Below are 18329 nucleotides of genomic sequence, written 5' to 3' on the forward strand. Positions count from 1 at the left end.
AGAAACAGACATAAAAAACGCCATCCTTTCCTATGATTCTACAGAAAGAATAGCGTATTTTTTCATTTTAGGGGGCATTTCTTTTTGTTAACTTGGTAGCGATATGATGATACCCCCTGTAAGTGAGAATTAAAGCTGTGTTTATGCTTGATGTTTGAATGTAAACAATTCATTTTCAGGTACCTGCAAAACACTCTTATTAGTATTTTTAACAGAGATACTGGCAGTTCTGTTTCTTTCTAAAGAATCTTGAATACTATCAGTTATTTTATTCGCAGCTAGAACAGTCAAACTAAAGAAGGTTATCGGAACCATTGGAATCCAAGTATCAGCAGATAGAGAAGGATAATACATCCCAATTAAACCAGTCCACTCATGTGTTACAGAATCAGCCTCATCACCATAAAGAACTGTTCCACCAAAAAACAAATTTATTAAACCTAAATGAAGCAACAATGTTAGTGTTTGTACGAATTGTTGCATAAGCATTATTATAAACGTTGGAACCAGGTGAGGAAGAATGTGCTTAACAACAATGTATAATTTTCCGCCACCGAGGATCTTTGCAGCTTCAACAAACTCTTCAGTTTGCAATTTCCTTACTTCATTTGCAACATATAATGATAGAGTGGGAACACTTAAAAGAACAATCACAGCCAATTGGAATAGAAGTCTTTGGTAAAATGGAGCCGGTATCGTCCCATTTGTATAAATAAGTACTTCTGATAATATGAAATAACAAATCATAACCATTGGTACGATTGTAAAACTATCAAAAAATGCTTCAATTTTTTTAAACCCTCTTTTAACATATGCACCAAGTAAAAAACCGATTATAACGCCTAACACCATGCGTAATATGGCTACTACGATTGCAAACCCAATAGTCCATTTTGCCCCTTCAATTATCAGATTGAGTAAGTCGTACCCCGCTCTATCGGTACCAAATAAAAATTGCATTGAAGGTGGAAATGGAGGAACTTCAGGATAACCAGTTTTATCATATTGAAGGATTACCTTATGTATATTTCCGTCATTAAAAACAGTATTTCCTATACTTAGGACCATTAATATTGTTAAAAATAAACCACCTAACCAGAACCGTTTATCACGTTTTAAATAATTCCACATATTATATTTTCTCCTTCATCGCAGTAGGTACCAACCAATGGAAACATTTAAAAAATAAGAATATAGGTAAGTAAATTAATATTAATCCAACCGTGAATACCTCAACACTTTGGTATTCTTTAATAAAAACAAAGAATCCGAGAGTATTGAAAATCGATTCTATTATGTATAAGTTAGAGAGCATAAACCATATATTAGCTTTTACAAAGAACACAGTACTTAATAGAACGTTTCTTAGTACATGGTGGTTTAAAATATGAAGACGATCCATACCCTTTGAAGCAGCGAACAACACATAATCCTTTCTCAACTCATCCTCAAATCTTAGAAGTAAGAACTTAACAAACATGATAACGGTAGGTATACAAAAACAGATAATCGGTAAGAGTCGAACCTTCTGGTCTCCAATTCCTGCTACTTGTGCTGCCATAACACCAGTTTTCTGGAATATCCATACCACCAACAATTGGGAACCAACAATAAACAATATGTCAGGTAAAGATTGAAGAAATAACATGAATTCTTTAATCCTATTCTGCCATTTTTCGTTAACCCTTAAGATTATGTGTACTAGTATAAATGACACTATTAATGAAACAATCAGTGAAATTGAGAGTATAACCATCGTCTCTTTATAGTGAAAAAATATTTGTGGGAACAAATCCTTTTTAATCTTCATACCATACTGCATAGATGAAGCATGTAGTATTATCTTCTCGCAAATTTTATAAATACTACTAAAATACCCTGGAATATCTATTGAAAGCCCTTTGAATAGAATTGGTAGAGAGCCAACCGCTAGTATACCGACAAACGACAACAATAGATGAATAATTAGCTCCCAGCCTGATAGAATGATTTTCTTCGACACAGAACCACATCCTTCTTACTTAATTTTCCACTCTCAATAATAGATTTAATTTTCAGAAATGTAAACCCTTATATCGGTATAGGTAAACTTTCAACGGGGCATTTACAAAAATATGGTTTAATTCAAAATTGAATTAATCCATATTTTTGTAAACACTAAACTTATAAACTTGGAGCTCTATTATAGAATTGGCTAAAATCTAACATCATTTAGAGCATCGTTATTTTAAAGTCCTTGATAGTTTTGTATTTCCTATGATAAGGGAAGTCCGTGAAAAAACGGATGATCTTTAGCCTATTCTATTACCGTTGAGGAGTTTGAAAAGGCCGTAATGGAATTTCTTACAGGGGTACCGTCACATTGCTATCAGGTAAAAAAAATACAACTACCCACAATGAGATTTTGTGCTAACTTTTAATAAAAAGCTTATTTTTTCGTTTTGGGGGTATTTGCTTTTCTTAGCTTGATGGTGATGGGGTACCGTCAGAAAAATGCGGATTTACAACGTTAAGGAAATTTCAATATTAAGAAGCCTAATTTCTCAATTTAATGTGAAGAAATTAGGCTTTTTTCATTTAGTGATGAAATCCATTATCACATTTCGTATCATGTGGCATAGGCCCGTCCAGGGAATCCAGAAAGGCAACGGTCTGTTTGAGATTCCTCAAAAATAAATGCGCGAGATCCATGGAAAATCCATTTCGAACCACAACGCGCATAATCGTCACCGCTTCCATATCTGGAGGCAATGGATAGGCGGGTACTTGCCAGCCGAACACGCGCAATTGTCGAGATAAATCATAAAGATTCCAGTTTAATGTGTAACCATCTTTCAATCGCCAAGCGAAAACCGGAATATCCGAACCATCGGACAAAAGTTCGAACGGTTCCATCTTCTGAATCGCCTTGCTAAGAAAAAGAGCGACTTTCTGAGAAGCCCTTTGGACATCAAAGTACCCACTTTTCCCCAAACGCAGGTAATTGTAATATTGCAGGAGCACTTGTGCGCCAGGACGAGAGAAATTCAGGGCAAAAGTCGGCATGTTCCCGCCCAAATAGGAGACGCGGAAGATTAGATCCTCAGGGAGATCTTCAGCTTCCCGCCAAATTATCCAACCCAACCCAGGGTAGACTAATCCATATTTATGTCCGGATACATTGATGGACTTCACCCTCGGTAATTGAAAATCCCAGACTAAATCTGGTTGAAGAAACGGTGCTATAAATCCCCCCGAAGCCGCATCCACATGCATGGGAATGTCGAGGCCCGTCCTCTCCTGTAAATCGTCCAACGCTTTCGCGATGGCGGCAACCGGTTCGTAAAGCCCGGTATAAGTCTCACCGAGAATCGGTACCACACCAATCGTATTTTCATCCACGGCAGCGAGGACCCCCTGAGGATCCAATCGGGGATGCTCTGGGCTAACCTTCACATAGCGTGGTTCAACCTCCCAATAGTTCGCGAATTTTTCCCAAACGACTTGAACAGCAGAACTAAACACAATATTGGGCCGATCCACCGGTTTCCCTTCGCTTTTGCGTGCATTTTGCCAGCGTCTCTTTAACGCAAGCCCCCCGAGCATACATGCTTCCGACGATCCAGTCGTTGAAACGCCCATAGTCGTAAGGGGGGTGGGCGAATGCCAGAGGTTGGCTAAAATGCGGACACACCGCTCCTCAATTTCGGCTGTCTGTGGATATTCATCCTTGTCAATCATGTTCTTGTCGAATGATTTGGCATATAATTGCTCTGCGGCAGGCTCCATCCATGTGCTAACGAATGTTGCAAGATTCAAGCGGGCATTGCCATCAAGAGCAATTTCATCATGGACGATTTGATACGCTGTTTCTGGTAACATGCCTTCATCAGGTATGTGAAAGCGTGGAACGACTGATTCTCCTTCGCGGGCAAACAGAGGATTTACAGAAAATTCGTGAGGCAGCTCCATTTGCACGTGACGCGGTAGATATTGTGGATTATCCGGTATGATCTCTTTTCCTTCGTATGCATCGTTTTGAACTTCTGCTTTTCGATCCTGTGGCATACAAGTCCCCCTTAATTAATTGTTTAACAAACATATTATTTACAAAAAAGAATTTGTTAAACAAAGGGGACAATTCTAATAAAAGGTGCTGCCACCATTCGAATTAAAGGAGAAGCCATGAATGGACTTGCAAGAGCTATTTTCTTCGGAAAATAAGGTGAGCTTAGGGAACAAACCATACAGCATCAATTGCAAAGGGCCAGTGCCTTAAACATAATTATCAATGCCATCAGTATCTGGAATACTTTATATCTAACCACCATATCATACGAAGCTTTTCTGAAATGTACTTGTGTTAATTAGTATTTGTAAAAATAGCAGCTAGCAAAAGCTAACTGCTCGGTTCTCCAAGGGGGAAACAAGGAGAAAGTAACTTAATCGGTTGTCTACATTATTGACGGAATATTGAATTTTATTCAGGGGACTATGTTATATGATTGATAAAAAATTCCTTTATTAGCAGTAAAACGCCGAGGAGAGACAAGACTTCAATTGAGAACTAAAACATGCTTTTTTGAGGTTTTTTAAACTCCATTATTATGGAAGAAAATAAAAAGGTTGCAATCATCATGATAATTAAGAGACGGATTATATCAGACATTAATAGCACTCCTAATATTTAATCAGTTTCATTATATAGTTAGTTCCAATGAGACGGAATTTAAGAATTGTTTTATTGAAATTCGAACAAAAAAGGTCCTGTTGTCTCCAACAGAACCTTTTCTAAAATGGCAAAGAGTAACTCTTACCTTACTCTTCTGCTATATAATACACAAAACGCGTATAGATGTGTAGAACAAGAAATTCCAATATAATTATTCGAATAAAGTGTTTAAAAGTATCTTGTCGGGATTTAATATAAGGAATTAAATTACAAACGTTGATTTATCAATGGATATTAATGATGAACTAAGAAAGGATAGTTAATAAAAAGATATTACAATAATAAAATATGAAATATTGCATATTCAATTGAAATGGAAATTTACAAGTAGAAAGCGAGGAATAACAATGGGGCTAAGAAACCATAGAACAGAAAATAGTTTGAGTGTAAATGACATTTCCAAAATGACAGGTGTCCCACGTTCTACTATTTATGCGAAAGTGAAAGAATTAAAAGAGGGAGATTTATAATGGAGGAATACGAACAGCCTCGACAGGAATTTCGTAATATAAGTAAGCAATACTGGAAACAGACTGAAAAACCCAAAATGTTTTTCAAAAACAGATGTTCATTTGCATCATAAAATTCCATTAAAAACAGGCGGAACGAATGATTATGAAAATCTTGTTCCTCTATGCGAAGAATGTCATTGGGAATTCCATAGACACTTCGAAACAGTTAAATCACACGAGTATTTTATGAAGACACCTAAATATACAGAATTGATAGGATTATGGGAAGTATTGACTGATCCATTATCTATGAAAGAGTTCAAGGAACTTGTTTATAAAGGATTGGATTTAAAAAGAAATGTACAAAAATCATTTAATGAAGAAGAAATAGAAGCGAATAAGAAAGAATTAAAGTAGCGAATCCGCTGCTTTTTTATTTTGTCACCATTTAAGAAGGACTAGAATATATTAGGAGTAAATAAAAGCATAGGAGTGATAAATATGTTCTTCGCAAAGTTACGTGGTAGAAATGAAGTTCCACCAGTAGAAACCGATGCTAGAGGACAAGCTTTCTTTAAATTAAGCCAGGACGAGCTTAGTTTAAAATTCAAGTTAGATTTATTCGATATAGAAAATGTAGTAGTTGCCCATCTGCATCTAGGAGCCAAAGGAACGAACGGTCCTGTTGTAGCTTTTTTATTTGGGCCTATAACAAATCCGGTTTCAATAGAGTGTGCAACTTTTACAGGAATGATCACTCAAGAGGATTTGGTTGGACCGTTGGCTGGTCAAACATTAGATGCTCTTGTAAATGAAATCATCTCTGGAAACATTTATATTAATGTTCATACAGTACAACATCCTAATGGCGAAATTCGTGGCCAATTGTATCATTGCTAATTAAGTATAGTAGTGAAAAAGTTTAGTGTAAGACATAAATCATCCGTTGAGGGGGCTTTTATTTGGAAGAGGGTGACTGAAAAAATACAGATAGCCAATATAATCTTAATTACTTTTAAAATTCATTTTCATTGTTTTGAAAGTAATCAAATTTAATTAAAAAACAATATGAAGTTACAATTAATTAGAAGTAGCGAATCCGCTGCTTTTTTATTTTGCATAGAAAAAAGGAAACCGCAAAGGATCCCTTTTATATTAAGCTGCTTTATAATTTTTATTTTTAATCCTATTTCTAGTATCCATAAATGCGGCGAATGTCGCTATAGCACCACCTAAATCATAAACTTGGAATTTGTGGACAAAAGCAAGTCCTACAATGAAATTGTAGCTGTATATAAAGCATGTAATACCGAACAGCCATAACATGAACTTCAAATCTTTTAAGCTCAATCTATAATTCTTAATTTTTTTCCACATATGTATCAACTCCTATTGTTCTGAGGTTCTATAGTTTTTCTTGTTGATCTCTCGCATGTTTACGATAAAGAATAGAAAGAAGATAACAGCTGCGATGCCATTAACCCAGTAGTACGTATGTCCCATTGTGAATCCATTATAGAAGGAATAGGCATTCCAAATTATAAGGATTATTGAGCAGATAGTAGAGGTCATTAATGAGCCAAAACTTCTCATGCTTTTCACCTCGATTCATAGTTTTAGAATTTTTATATAATTATACATTTAAATAAAAAGATTTACAAAAGGAATTACCATAAGGAGGAGTTATGACTAGTTACTTCCTACGTATACGCTCTAACGGGGCAAACGGTTGGGAATGCTGGATATTAATACGTTAAGTCAGGTGGATTCGGTACTAACTCCTTAGATGAAGCTATTCAAGCTATGGCAGAACGAGGAATAAAAGGTAGCGTTAATGTTGATCTACTTTCTGGACTATGTTATATCCGAATCGATGTTCTACTTAATGCAGAGTTAGATAAGATTACTTGGTGGATGGATACTAGACCAGGTGGTAAATGGTGGTATGAATATATCAAAGTTAGATAATAGTTGAAGCCGTCCTTAATCGGGCGTCTTCAACTATTATCTAAATGCTTCCTTAGCTTTCTCTATTGAGTTCTTTTCCTCTTTTGTATTTGTAAATTTGATAACTATAACAGACAATCAAAAACATAAACAAACAGCCTTTATCTTGCTAACTCTCACAAGAACCTACACTTTTTCCCTATCTTAACTTAACCTAGAATACAAGATTCTTTCATTTTTATTCCCGGATATATTTGAAACACTGTATGTTTTTTATCTTAAATCAATTATATCTATAAATTTCAGAAAAATTCTGTTATAAGATGCATCAGTGCAAGCTATTAAATTCTTTATTGGATTTATGTCAGTTACAGTCACATATCTAGTAAGCAAATGACCATCTCTATAATAAGTAATCAATATCTTCTCTTCAGAAAGAAATGAACATAATAACTTATTTTCAATAATTTCTTGTTCGTCTTGGGTTAATGTAGGGCGCTCCACTTTTATTTGTTTTTTAACAATCTTACCAATACCGATGAATTTCTTCGGTATCGAAGCGAATGGAGTCCGCTTAACCATTCCTATTTCTTTTGGCATATGTGTATAGTTCATCCTGTATATCTCCCTAATTGCTATTAATAACTGTATCATTATATCAATTTTTGGAGATGTTAGGATTATTTATGTAATTATAAAATAAATATTTTGAGGTTTTTGGCTCCTTATAAAATCAACCCAATTTAACTAAGCATGATTTATATATATAATAGGAAAAATTTTATAAGAGTCAGTTTATTTTTTCTCAATACCCCACTCAACCAGTAAATATTTATGCCAGATTAAATCTCTACGTTTTCATTGACAAAAAGCTGACTATACTTAGTCAGCTTTTTGTATACTATAATCTAGTATTTATCAGTCCCAAAGACATGTTCTTTGCCTTTAAGTTGAGACTGAAAATCTTACCAATGTTTTCTTTTGCAATGACAACAAATAAAGAAACATTTACAACGACACTTATTTCTCTTAAACTTCCAATCATCATCACAATGGTGCTTTTCTTTAGATTTCCACCAATCATCATCACAATGGTGCTTTTCTTTAGATTTCCACCAATCATCATCACAATGGTGTTTTTCTTTAGATTTCCACCAATCATCATCACAATGGTGCTTTTCTTTAGATTTCCACCAATCATCATCACAATGGTGTTTTTTCTTAGAACTCCAGCAATCATTATTCCAGGACATTCTTTTATACCTCCCTTCAATTACGGTTCATATTATTCTATGTTTTAGTAAAAAAAATGCTTGTTTATTAACCTATCATCATACTTTTATATGATAGAGTGCTTTCTACTAGATAATGTAGTGAACATAAACGGTGAATGGAAAAGATACAGTGAAATGGTCAATAAAGGAGAAGCACCATTTTCCAAATGAGATGATTTAGTGTTTATTGGGACGGCTAAACAAGGTACAACTGAAGGGAAACAATTTACGAAAGAAGAAATGATGAAATTTGCAGTATATATGCGAGAAAAGAGAGAGAAATCATCATTACATTAATGAAAAGGAGTGTACGAATTGGGATATTTCAACCCTGAATTGATGAGAAATGATCTAGACCAGGAAGAAGCAATACAAATTATAAAAAACTATATAAAGAGATTAGCAGAAACACATGAAGATAAAGAGTATGCAGCTGAAGTTATTGAACGTATTTACAATGAGGATACTACTTGTGAGGATATTGACTTTATTTTAAATTGTAAAAAGCTATCATAGGGGTACCATATCAAAAAAGAGATTTCTATTGTAAAAAGACAATAAAGCTATTAAATTTTAAAACCTAAAACAAGCATAACCCCGTTCTAAATTTAGGACGGGGTTAAAATATAGTTGTTTAATTTTCGATATAAGATACTTAACTGTACTCAAAAATATAACAATAAAGTCGTTTGAAAATCTAAGGTTTCTTCAACAATAGCGCCCGATTGTTGAAGAAGATTCATTCTATCCCCTTAAGTCCCCAATATTTTTTAGGGAAAATAATTACTTCGTCTATATGGTGACCCCTCTTAGTAAGATAGGTGAATGTCTCATGAGATATAAAAAATTCAAAAAATCGTAATCAGATTTTCATGAGTGAATTTTTTATATTGTATTTGTTACTTGGAGTTATTGAGCCTGTCACTATAAAAATAAAGAGCGCTTTTTAAGGCGCCCTATGACCAAGACTCATATCGAAAAGCCTACCATGATTAATGTATGTGCAGTTTTTTAATAATATCCTTATTTGAACGTAAAAAGCCCTAGAGGGGACTAGGGTCTTTTACATAATAAATCTTTCTGTTTTTAAAAGGACTTACTGAAGATAACACATGAATGTTTCATAAATGTATCAAAAAAATGAACGAAATCTTTATTTCATAACAAGCGAAAAAGAGCACACTAATAAGTATGCTCCTTGAAAGGTAGATTGCTATGCTTGGAAGGTCTCCATACAATAACATATGCTTGTCTAGTTTAAGTGTGAAAGGCTTTTAACCAAAAAGCTATTTAAATAAAAGAAACCCCGTTTGTCTGCGGGGATTCTAAGGATAATCGTCAAGTAATGACGTACTCGACTAATTAACGATATCATGAATTTTTTGGTAAAAATAGTGGTAAATGTGTCCAAATGAATGGGGCATCATTTTGAACAAAAACACTATTTGATTTCAAATGAAAAACAGCTAGCAAAAGCTAACTGCTCAGTCTTGAAGGAAGTCTCGATTAGTAAGGTTACACACAAGAGATTTCCGGCTGTTTAACAGCCTATCCATAGTATTGACGGAATGTTAAGTTTTATTCAAGGGAGATTATATTTTACAAATTAGATTATGATAGTCGATATTCTCCATATTGACCAGAAAAGAACCAAAAATTCGATTGAAATTCCAAGTGTTCTTTTCCTAGTTTTTTGAAATTCTTTTATTAAATAGCCAACAGCACTAATTGCTATAAGAATGAAAAGAATAAGTTCTAGTGTAACTGGCATTTGATCTACTCCTAATCTATTAATTTAATTTAGTATATAACGATTATAAGATATTTCTTATGGTTAGTGGTGAAAAATTAAACAAAACCATCTCTTTACGAAAAAAGGTCCTGTTGTTTCCAACAGAACCTCTCCTAAAATGGCAAAGAGTAACTCTTACCTTACTCTTTGTTCATATACTACAGGAGTTTTAATAAAAATCCAAGGCTCCTTATATTGAGAAATAAAGAAGAATCATTCTAAAGAATCTTATCTTTGTTATAAATATAAGAGCAATTAGCAAAAACTAACTGCTCCTCTCCAAGGGGGAACAAGGAGAAAAATCTATATAGAAAATATATATAATGCTTCTATATTATTAATGTTTTTATCTACTTTTAGTTTTTATCTGTATTTGCGAAAAATAAAAAGACAAAGAAAGCTCACTGGTTTCGAACTTACAATGTTTATAATAATACAAGTTGGTTACATTCTTTGGGGAATCTATATTATTTATATAAATTTTGCATGATGTGTACTTAGAAATAATATGTTTAAAAATGAAGGGGTATCATCCGATATATATTTTGGATGATACTTTTTTGTTTTATGAACAAAAAGGCTATTGAAAAAGGGTCTGATATGAATATCAAACCCTTTTCAATATATGTAATTATTTCACTGCCTCTTTTAATTCTTTTCCAGCCTTAAAAGCAGGTGCTTTTGAAGCAGCGATTTGCATTTCTTCACCTGTTTGTGGGTTACGTCCTGTACGTGCAGATCTTTCACGTACTTCAAATGTACCAAATCCAAGAATCTGTACTTTCTCTTCATTTGCTAGCGCAGTTGTTATTGTATCTAATACAGCTTGTATTGCTGCAGATGCATCTTTTTGTGTAAGTTCTGCTTTTTCTGCTACTACTTTTGTTAATTCTGTCTTATTCATTTCCTGCACCTCTTTATATGTAATTAGCTGACTATTATAACGTGCTTATAATCTTGATGCAATTAATAATATGGATAGAAAAAGCCCTAGAAAGTGCTAGGGAACAATTCCTGTGTGATAGTAGCGGTACCCCATGCCCAACAAGCTAAAATTTTATAGTACCCCCAGAATGAAATTTTGTACTAACTTGTAACAAAATGCTCATTTTTTCGTTTTGAGGTATTTGCATTTCTTAGCTTGATGGTGATGGGGTACCGCCAACATTTTGGAAAAAACCCACGCTAAGAGCATGCAAGATTTTATACAGTTTTTCGGCTAATCCAATAACAAACAAGAACCCTAAAACCGCACCAGGATAGGAATATATAAAAAAATGCATAGATCCATAGAACAAAAAAGGAGGTTCCCTTATGAGAGTAGGAATTCGCCTTATCTTTGCTACCGATAATAAGACGTTATGTTCACTTTACATGAATACATTATACAAAGGGATTTCACTACTTATAAAAGAATTTAATACTTGATAAGCAATTTAAGGAGGAAAAACATGAAGGTTCAATTTCACCATGTTGCAAGAGGCGTACTTATAAAAGACGGGAAATTGTTAGTAGCACACTATAAAGGACATCATTGTTTTTGCCAGGAGGACATATTGAATTAGGAGAATCAGTACAACATGTACTTATACGGGCGTGGGAGGAAGAGATAGGAACTCTTTGTTCTATTGAAAAGTTCCTTGGTGTAATTGAAAATCAATGGAAAGATGAGAATACATAACATTACGAAATTAATCATGTCTTTAAAGTTAATAGTAATACATTAGAAGTTGAAACAAATCCTACATCCAAAGAATCTCATCTAGAATTCTACTGGATTGTATCAGACAAAGAAAATTTAAGAAGACATAAAGTTATGCCAGATACTGCCGTACAAACACTAATGAAAAAAGTACAAGAAAAAAATATAGAATTGTACTGGGTTAGTACACTTTAATCTCCTATTTCGGGAGTTATGTGAAGTAGTGTAAGGGGTGTTTTTATGTTAGATATTATTTTATCTATTTTAGCTGGAACGTTGGGTATGTATATATTTCTAAGGATTTTTAAAATAGATTATCCTTGGTTTTCTTTAGTAATATATAGTTTTTGGTTAATCACAGAACAAATCATTGCTTATACATTGGATATTGACCTATTTAAAATTTCTATTTTACAAGATAATGGTGGTTCCAAATATTATTTTTCCAGTACAGCTATTTGTCGTCATGGGGAGTACATCTTCATTGGTTAAGGTTTCATTACAGGCACATGAAGGAAGGCAAACAAACAAACAGATCAGGACAGGAGAAGATGACAGTGATACAACAAGAGGAAAAGAAAAAGCTGAGTGGAATGAAAATAAAGAAAGTGCGAAACATCTTACTTAAAATCATAGGAGCAATCGTTCTAGCCATTGTACTTTTTTTAGGTATTGTTTATATCGCAAATGTGATGAGTAGTCATTCGGAGCAAAAACGAATAGTGCCCTACGGGCAGCACGTATCTGTAGACGGGAAAAACATGAATGTGTTAATTCAAGGCGAGGGCGAGGAAACAATCGTGCTCCTGCCTGGTTATGGAACAGCTACTCCAGGGCTTGATTTTAAGCTTCTTATCGATGAATTATCTCCATTTTACAAAGTTGTTGCGGTAGAGCCTTTCGGTTATGGATTAAGTGATGAAACTGTAAAAGAGCGAACCACGGAGAATATGGTAAGTGAAGTTCATGAAGCTTTACAGCAGCTTAATATTAACAGATACATGCTCATGGGCCACTCCATTACAGGCATTTATGGAATTGATTATGTGAACAAATATCCAAACGAGGTGACTGCATTTGTCGGAATCGATAGCAGTGTTGCAACACAACCGGGTATGGATATCAATTTCCCATTAAAAACGTTTGCATATCTCAAAAAATCAGGTCTCTTAAGATTGACTATGAAAATCAGTGCTGACCCCTATGCTGGACTGGCATTTGATGAAAAAACCGTAGAGCAAATGAAAATGATTTCGAATAAAAACATGTATAATGACACAACCTTGAATGAGATGAACCATATTTCGTCTAATTTTAAAGGGGCTCAAGGTTTAAACTTCCCTAAATATCTTCCACTTCTTCTCTTTGTACAAGCGAATAATGAAGGTGTAGCAGGATGGATACCTCTGCATGAAGGGCAGATCAAAGACTCGGTACATGGAAAAGTAGTAACCATGGATGGATCACATTATTTACACCATACCAAATTCAAAGAAATCGCTGAAAACGTTAGACTATTTATGAAAGAAGTAAAGTAAGTGTTCAGAGAAAGATTCATCCGTAATTTTATGCATTTGTCTACAGTCTGCAAGACCATCATTTCGATGGTCTTTTTTATGTCAAACAGTTGTATATTTCCAAACCAAGATTATACTTTCGCCTGAAAGACATTGGGTTTCATTTGCATATTAACTAACGAGGCAGGTGTGCGGCGGTTCTGGTGCAAAGATTGCATGTATTTGAAAGAGGTATATAGATTCCTAATGAAATCTATTCTTATGCAGCCATTCCGAATAGTTGATGAATAAACTTTATTTCATTTTGGACAGACTTGTCTCGTAAAATAAGTTGGCCTTTTTTAATGATATGCATGGCTTCTATTCCAGAAAGAATGGATGTAGCTGTGGAGAAAGATTTAAGACCTAGCATAGAACGGATTCGCTTCTTTATAAAGCGATGATCTTGTTCTACAATGTTATTAAGGTATTTCACCTGCCTTATTTGGATGCCCACAGGCATCTTTTTCTCTTTCTTCAACTCTTCAATCGCTATAGGATAGGCCTGGTTTTTGTCCACTGTAATCACACGGGGCTTTGAAACATGAAAAGACTGCAAAGCTTTCTTGAAAAAAAGCTTTGCAGCCCTATGATCTCTTGTTTTGCTTAAATGAAAATCAATTGTATTTCCTTTTGAATCAACAGCACGATATAAGTACATCCATTGACCTTTGACTTTCACATACGTCTCATCGACTCGCCAAGAATCATTGGTTGACTTAAGATGACGTCGTACGCGCTTATCTAATTCGGGACCATATTGATGAACCCACCGCATGATAGCTGTATGAGCAAGGGATAGCCCGCGTTCTTCCATCATTTCGACTAAATCACGAAAACTGAGGTTGTACCGTAGGTACCATCTCACGGTTAATAAAATAATATCCGGTTGATAATGTTTCCACTTAAATAGATTTTGCTTTTCCATACCAATCACATCCTTTTTTAGAGTACTAGTATCAGTATGTCCAAGTTTAGGAGGTTACTTACAAGCGTTTTGGAGTGTTTGCACCAGAGCCAAAAAAAGTTCCTTTTTTCTGAAAATGTATATAAATGCAAAAAGTATCATGAATATCCGAAAAAGATTTTATATTTCATTAATTTATTCCTTTTCATCTACATTAATCATTTATTGCAACAGCTTTCACGTCTAAAATAAGATGTTTCAACAAAGGAAAGTATAAGTATCTTTATAATGATTTTCCAATATAATCAATGTGTTAATAAAAGGAACTCTGTGTTATTTTTGCTTTTCTACTAACTAATACAGCTTCAAACAATGGACACAATTGCTACATGCCAAGTGTAATTTATTATCCATTCAAGATTCTGTTTATTCAATCTTTCTAAAAATAAAAAAATATTAAACTCATAAATATACAAGTTATAATGAGGGCGTCGAGAGATAATCTATTACCTCTAGAGAAAATATCAAACCTAGTTCTGGTGCGAAAATTCTAAAGACCTTGCAAGTAACCTTCTAAAATTGGACATACTGATACGATTACTCTAAGAAAGGTGTGTGGTCAGAAGGGAAATTTATTAACACGAAAAATGAAAGCGTTATCAACTTGATTTTATTTTGAATTGGTCATTCTAATAACTTAGATTCAACTGCAATTAAAAATAATAAATTATGGGGGTGCTTATATGAACATGAATGTAGCATCTATTAAAGAAAAAAAGGTTGTTAAATACAAAAGTTGTTTTGATGTGATTGGGCCGGTAATGATAGGTCCTTCAAGTTCACATACTGCAGGTGCTTTGGCTATTGGGACAGTTGCCAATAAATTATTTCAAGGTCTTCCAAAAAAAGTCGTGGTAAGGTATTATGAATCATTTGCTGAAACCCATAAAGGACACGGAACTGATTTTGCAATTATTGCTGGGATATTAGGATTTGCTGCCGATGACAGCAAAGTGCCAGATGCTATTAAAATAGCAGAATCTAAAGGAATTGACATTACCTTTATTGAAAAAGCGGGTGATAGTCCTGCTGGTCATCCAAATACGGCAGATGTATATTTAGAGGATGAAAGCCGAAGTATTAGAACGATGGGTATTTCGGTCGGCGGTGGATTAATTGAAGTCAAACATGTTGAAATTGACGGATTTAGCTTAGATCTGCAGGGGCCATTGCCAGTTATTATTGCGATTTCCGAAAGAGCTGACTTTGAATTTGTCTTACGCAGGATCTTTAAACAATATGATGTGGAAATTAACAATTTTCATAGTTTAGAAGAAAACAGAAAATATTTATATGCATTCGCTTTGGATTCGCTATTGCCTGGTTATGTTCAGAAGGAATTAGGAAATTTAAGCAATATAGCTAATATCATTATTCTTTAGTTACTTTAAGGGGTGAAAAAATATGTATATGACCATAAAAGAAATTGTGGATGCAGCTAATAAAAGCCAAAAGCCAATTTATGAATTAGCAATCGAACAGGAAATCGAACAAACTAAAACTTCTTATGAAGAAGCTTGGAGTAAAATGGAAAGAAATTTAACGACTATGGAAAATGCCATAAATAAAAGTATCGAGGGCGACGGGGTATTTTCTCCGACCGGTTTAACCGGAGGTGATGCTGTTAAAATTAAAAACTATCGAGAAAATAGGAAAACTCTTTCTGGAGATTTGATGGTGTTAGGGATTCAAAGTGCTATCGGTGTTAATGAAGTAAATGCTGCATTAGGGGCTATTTGTGCAACCCCAACAGCAGGTGCGAGTGGGACGATCCCGGGAGTCCTATATAGTATTACAGATACGTTGCAGTTAACTCATGAAGATATGATCCATTTTCTATTCACTTCAGCGTTATTTGGAACGATAGTCGCAAATAACGCTTGTATTTCAGGAGCGTACGGAGGATGTCAAGCTGAAGTAGGCAGTGCCTCAGCAATGGCGGCTGCAGCAGCGGTAGAAGCTGCCGGAGGAACGCCACAGCAATCTTCTGAAGCTTTCTCAACCGCATTACAAAATTTACTTGGTCTAGTTTGTGATCCAGTCGCTGGTTTGGTAGAAATTCCTTGTGTAAAGAGAAACGCCATTGGAACGGCAAATGCTTTGGCAGCAGCGGACATCGCATTAGCCGGCGTAAACAATATCATCAATGCAGACGAAGTTATTGAAGCGATGTATAGAGTTGGAAGACAGATGCCTCGCGAATTAAGAGAGACAGGTTTAGGCGGAATTGCGGCCACACCTACAGGGATTGCCATTAAAAATAAAATCTTTGGGGAGAAACAATCAAATTAATAAACAGTTATCGGAAATATTGTGAAATAGTTAACAATCCTATTCTCTATTGTTCTCCAAAGGATGTCTGTATATTGAGAGCCATTATCACTAAAATATACTACTATATAATTAAAGTGTTTTGTACGAGCTAACAAACCCATCAGGTAGATGACTAGCGAATTTTTCGATTTTGATCAACTTAGAAGAAGGACACACGATGTGGTGCACTTTGTAAGCAATTCATTTTTCAAGAACGGTCTATATTCCTAATGCCTTAAAAAGAGACGGAAGAATAGGACACAAGGAGGAATTATTATATGAATGGGAATACTGCAAAAAAAATAGAATTTCAGGCTGAAAATACTGCAGTAAAAAATGAGAAATATCCAGACCCTACAAAGTGGCATAAACAGGATACTACCTGGGCATTGAGCCTTTTTGGAACAGCAATTGGAGCAGGAGTACTCTTTTTACCGATTAATGCAGGTTCAGGGGGGGTATTATCATTACTACTAATTACATTACTTGCATATCCAGTTATGTATTACTCACATAGGGCGCTTGCTAAAATGATATACGCTTCAAATTCTGCTGATGAGGGGATTACAGGTACAATAAGAGAGTATTTCGGAAATAAGGCAAGTATCATTTTTAACATCGTATATTTCGTCTCAATTTATACTATCGTGCTGATGTATTCGGTTGCACTTACAAATACTGCAAGTAGTTTTATCGTGCATCAATTGCACATGCCGGAGCCTCCAAGGGCCATTTTATCGCTTGTATTAGTACTCGGTCTTATCGCTATACTAAATTTTGGTCAAGATATCACTGTAAAGATAATGAGCATGCTAGTATATCCTTTCATAGCTTCTCTACTTTTTATCTCAATATCTTTGATTCCACAGTGGAATACTTCAATGCTTAGTTTTTCAAGTGTTACTACTGCTTCAACAGGAACAGGATATTTGGGAACGATATGGATGATACTACCAATCGTAGTATTCTCGTTTAATCATTCTCCTATGATTTCGTCATTTGTTATGAAACAGAGAGCTACGTATGGAATAGAAGCTACTGATGCCAAATGTGCTCAAATACAAAAAGTTTGTTATATCATGACATTCGCTGTTGTTATGTTCTTTGTTTGGAGCAGTACCTTGAGTTTGACTCCAAATGATCTTATGATGGCAAAAGAACAGAATTTGTCAATCCTATCATATCTTGCTAATGAGCTTAATTCGCCTGTAATCACTATTGCAGCTCCAATCATTGCTTTTGTGGCTATTACAAAGTCTTTCCTTGGCCATTATATAGGAGCATATGAAGTAATGCGTGACATGATTATTAAGTCCGGTAAAACACGCGGGAAAGATATAGGAGAAAAAACAGTTAAGACAATGATTCTTACTTTTGTCGTATTAACATGCTGGTATGTTGCTTATGCAAATCCAAGTATTCTTGGAATCATTGATGCCCTTAGCGGTCCATTAGTTGCTGCGATCTTATGTTTATTACCAATGTATGCAATTCGTAAAGTGCCTGTACTAGCTAAATATAGAGGGAAAATGAGCAATGTATTTGTCATTATTATAGGTATCCTTACTGTCCTAGCAAGTATTAAGTCATTATTCTAATTCACTATTGTTAGTTC

The 18329-nt window shown here is 34.7% G+C and carries 17 protein-coding genes and 5 pseudogenes; 13 read left to right on the top strand and 9 right to left on the bottom strand.

Translation table 11 applies throughout. The features are described from left to right. Nucleotides 1-141: 141 nt before the first annotated feature. The 3 genes from QCI75_RS11070 to gad all read right to left on the bottom strand — a co-directional run bounded on the left by QCI75_RS11070 (nucleotide 142) and on the right by gad (nucleotide 4047). On the bottom strand, nucleotides 142-1131 hold the full coding sequence (locus QCI75_RS11070) for an ABC transporter permease (protein ID WP_353760455.1): 990 nt from the start codon (nucleotides 1129-1131) through the stop codon (nucleotides 142-144). Between the two features lies 1 nt (nucleotide 1132). Then, nucleotides 1133-2002, bottom strand: coding sequence for an ABC transporter permease subunit (locus tag QCI75_RS11075; protein WP_353760456.1), 870 nt, complete (start codon nucleotides 2000-2002; stop codon nucleotides 1133-1135). Between the two features lie 575 nt (nucleotides 2003-2577). Beyond that, nucleotides 2578-4047 carry a glutamate decarboxylase gene (gene gad, locus QCI75_RS11080; RefSeq protein ID WP_353760457.1) on the bottom strand — a complete coding sequence of 490 codons (1470 nt, stop codon included), beginning with the start codon at nucleotides 4045-4047 and terminating at the stop codon, nucleotides 2578-2580. Between the two features lie 105 nt (nucleotides 4048-4152). Between gad and QCI75_RS11085 the strand changes: the two are divergent. The 4 genes and pseudogenes from QCI75_RS11085 to QCI75_RS11100 all read left to right on the top strand — a co-directional run. Next, a pseudogene (locus tag QCI75_RS11085) lies at nucleotides 4153-4305 on the top strand (Tn3 family transposase); the annotation flags it as partial. Nucleotides 4306-5073: 768 nt separating this feature from the next. Continuing rightward, nucleotides 5074-5181, top strand: a pseudogene (locus QCI75_RS11090) (recombinase family protein); the annotation flags it as partial. A 102-nt stretch (nucleotides 5182-5283) separates the two neighbouring features. Beyond that, entirely contained in the window at nucleotides 5284-5580 is a 297-nt protein-coding gene (locus QCI75_RS11095) for an HNH endonuclease (RefSeq protein ID WP_353760458.1), read from the top strand. 84 nt (nucleotides 5581-5664) lie between these two features. Continuing rightward, nucleotides 5665-6063 (top strand): CHRD domain-containing protein, encoded by a 399-nt coding sequence (locus QCI75_RS11100; RefSeq protein WP_070170406.1) that lies wholly within the window; start codon nucleotides 5665-5667, stop codon nucleotides 6061-6063. 255 nt (nucleotides 6064-6318) lie between these two features. Here QCI75_RS11100 and QCI75_RS11105 read toward each other — a convergent pair whose 3' ends face one another. Both QCI75_RS11105 and QCI75_RS11110 read right to left on the bottom strand, forming a co-directional pair. Continuing rightward, nucleotides 6319-6540: a hypothetical protein gene (locus QCI75_RS11105; protein WP_002125677.1), complete on the bottom strand. Its 222-nt coding sequence runs from the start codon at nucleotides 6538-6540 to the stop codon at nucleotides 6319-6321. Nucleotides 6541-6552: 12 nt separating this feature from the next. Further along, nucleotides 6553-6756 (bottom strand): hypothetical protein, encoded by a 204-nt coding sequence (locus QCI75_RS11110; protein WP_353760459.1) that lies wholly within the window; start codon nucleotides 6754-6756, stop codon nucleotides 6553-6555. A 96-nt stretch (nucleotides 6757-6852) separates the two neighbouring features. On the opposite strand from QCI75_RS11110, the pseudogene QCI75_RS11115 reads away from it, so the two are divergent. After that, nucleotides 6853-7131, top strand: a pseudogene (locus tag QCI75_RS11115) (N-acetylmuramoyl-L-alanine amidase C-terminal domain-containing protein); the annotation flags it as partial. A gap of 252 nt (nucleotides 7132-7383) precedes the next feature. Here QCI75_RS11115 and QCI75_RS11120 read toward each other — a convergent pair. Beyond that, nucleotides 7384-7725 (bottom strand): YolD-like family protein, encoded by a 342-nt coding sequence (locus tag QCI75_RS11120; protein WP_353760460.1) that lies wholly within the window; start codon nucleotides 7723-7725, stop codon nucleotides 7384-7386. 286 nt (nucleotides 7726-8011) lie between these two features. Continuing rightward, nucleotides 8012-8350: a hypothetical protein gene (locus tag QCI75_RS11125; RefSeq protein WP_353760461.1), complete on the bottom strand. Its 339-nt coding sequence runs from the start codon at nucleotides 8348-8350 to the stop codon at nucleotides 8012-8014. Nucleotides 8351-8477: 127 nt separating this feature from the next. Between QCI75_RS11125 and QCI75_RS11130 the strand changes: the two are divergent. Beyond that, nucleotides 8478-8681, top strand: a pseudogene (locus QCI75_RS11130) (hypothetical protein); the annotation flags it as partial. Nucleotides 8682-8699: 18 nt separating this feature from the next. Beyond that, complete coding sequence (locus QCI75_RS11135; protein ID WP_353760462.1) at nucleotides 8700-8900, top strand: hypothetical protein; 201 nt, start codon at nucleotides 8700-8702, stop codon at nucleotides 8898-8900. A 1907-nt stretch (nucleotides 8901-10807) separates the two neighbouring features. Here QCI75_RS11135 and QCI75_RS11140 read toward each other — a convergent pair. Next, on the bottom strand, nucleotides 10808-11080 hold the full coding sequence (locus QCI75_RS11140) for an HU family DNA-binding protein (RefSeq protein WP_353760463.1): 273 nt from the start codon (nucleotides 11078-11080) through the stop codon (nucleotides 10808-10810). Nucleotides 11081-11627: 547 nt separating this feature from the next. Here QCI75_RS11140 and QCI75_RS11145 point away from each other — a divergent pair. The 3 genes and pseudogenes from QCI75_RS11145 (at nucleotide 11628) to QCI75_RS11155 (ending at nucleotide 13416) form a co-directional block, all read left to right on the top strand. Then, nucleotides 11628-12073 (top strand): annotated as a pseudogene (locus QCI75_RS11145) (NUDIX domain-containing protein). Nucleotides 12074-12118: 45 nt separating this feature from the next. After that, a complete protein-coding gene (locus tag QCI75_RS11150) occupies nucleotides 12119-12370 on the top strand; it encodes a hypothetical protein (protein WP_353760464.1) in 252 nt (83 codons plus the stop codon). A 65-nt stretch (nucleotides 12371-12435) separates the two neighbouring features. Beyond that, nucleotides 12436-13416, top strand: coding sequence for an alpha/beta hydrolase (locus tag QCI75_RS11155; RefSeq protein WP_353760465.1), 981 nt, complete (start codon nucleotides 12436-12438; stop codon nucleotides 13414-13416). 238 nt (nucleotides 13417-13654) lie between these two features. Here the strand turns inward: QCI75_RS11155 and QCI75_RS11160 are convergent, their stop codons facing one another. Beyond that, nucleotides 13655-14362 carry an IS6 family transposase gene (locus tag QCI75_RS11160; RefSeq protein ID WP_353760466.1) on the bottom strand — a complete coding sequence of 236 codons (708 nt, stop codon included), beginning with the start codon at nucleotides 14360-14362 and terminating at the stop codon, nucleotides 13655-13657. 722 nt (nucleotides 14363-15084) lie between these two features. Between QCI75_RS11160 and sdaAB the strand changes: the two genes are divergently transcribed. The 3 genes from sdaAB (at nucleotide 15085) to QCI75_RS11175 (ending at nucleotide 18312) form a co-directional block, all read left to right on the top strand. Beyond that, nucleotides 15085-15783 (top strand): L-serine ammonia-lyase, iron-sulfur-dependent subunit beta, encoded by a 699-nt coding sequence (sdaAB, locus tag QCI75_RS11165; RefSeq protein ID WP_002120784.1) that lies wholly within the window; start codon nucleotides 15085-15087, stop codon nucleotides 15781-15783. Between the two features lie 22 nt (nucleotides 15784-15805). Then, on the top strand, nucleotides 15806-16693 hold the full coding sequence (sdaAA, locus tag QCI75_RS11170; protein ID WP_353760467.1) for an L-serine ammonia-lyase, iron-sulfur-dependent, subunit alpha: 888 nt from the start codon (nucleotides 15806-15808) through the stop codon (nucleotides 16691-16693). A gap of 299 nt (nucleotides 16694-16992) precedes the next feature. Beyond that, complete coding sequence (locus tag QCI75_RS11175; protein WP_353760468.1) at nucleotides 16993-18312, top strand: aromatic amino acid transport family protein; 1320 nt, start codon at nucleotides 16993-16995, stop codon at nucleotides 18310-18312. Nucleotides 18313-18329 lie beyond the last annotated feature (17 nt).

Source organism: Bacillus cereus group sp. RP43, from assembly GCF_040459645.1.
GTDB lineage: Bacteria > Bacillota > Bacilli > Bacillales > Bacillaceae_G > Bacillus_A > Bacillus_A mycoides_C.

Bases quoted from the DNA above. Each gene is read 5' to 3' on its own strand.
- QCI75_RS11070 (WP_353760455.1), bottom strand. From the start codon at position 1,131: ATGTGGAATTATTTAAAACGTGATAAACGGTTCTGGTTAGGTGGTTTA.
- gad (WP_353760457.1), bottom strand. From the start codon at position 4,047: ATGCCACAGGATCGAAAAGCAGAAGTTCAAAACGATGCATACGAAGGA.
- QCI75_RS11100 (WP_070170406.1), top strand. From the start codon at position 5,665: ATGTTCTTCGCAAAGTTACGTGGTAGAAATGAAGTTCCACCAGTAGAA.
- QCI75_RS11105 (WP_002125677.1), bottom strand. From the start codon at position 6,540: ATGTGGAAAAAAATTAAGAATTATAGATTGAGCTTAAAAGATTTGAAG.
- QCI75_RS11110 (WP_353760459.1), bottom strand. From the start codon at position 6,756: ATGAGAAGTTTTGGCTCATTAATGACCTCTACTATCTGCTCAATAATC.
- QCI75_RS11120 (WP_353760460.1), bottom strand. From the start codon at position 7,725: ATGAACTATACACATATGCCAAAAGAAATAGGAATGGTTAAGCGGACT.
- QCI75_RS11125 (WP_353760461.1), bottom strand. From the start codon at position 8,350: ATGATTGCTGGAGTTCTAAGAAAAAACACCATTGTGATGATGATTGGT.
- QCI75_RS11140 (WP_353760463.1), bottom strand. From the start codon at position 11,080: ATGAATAAGACAGAATTAACAAAAGTAGTAGCAGAAAAAGCAGAACTT.
- QCI75_RS11150 (WP_353760464.1), top strand. From the start codon at position 12,119: ATGTTAGATATTATTTTATCTATTTTAGCTGGAACGTTGGGTATGTAT.
- QCI75_RS11160 (WP_353760466.1), bottom strand. From the start codon at position 14,362: ATGGAAAAGCAAAATCTATTTAAGTGGAAACATTATCAACCGGATATT.
- sdaAB (WP_002120784.1), top strand. From the start codon at position 15,085: ATGAACATGAATGTAGCATCTATTAAAGAAAAAAAGGTTGTTAAATAC.
- sdaAA (WP_353760467.1), top strand. From the start codon at position 15,806: ATGTATATGACCATAAAAGAAATTGTGGATGCAGCTAATAAAAGCCAA.
- QCI75_RS11175 (WP_353760468.1), top strand. From the start codon at position 16,993: ATGAATGGGAATACTGCAAAAAAAATAGAATTTCAGGCTGAAAATACT.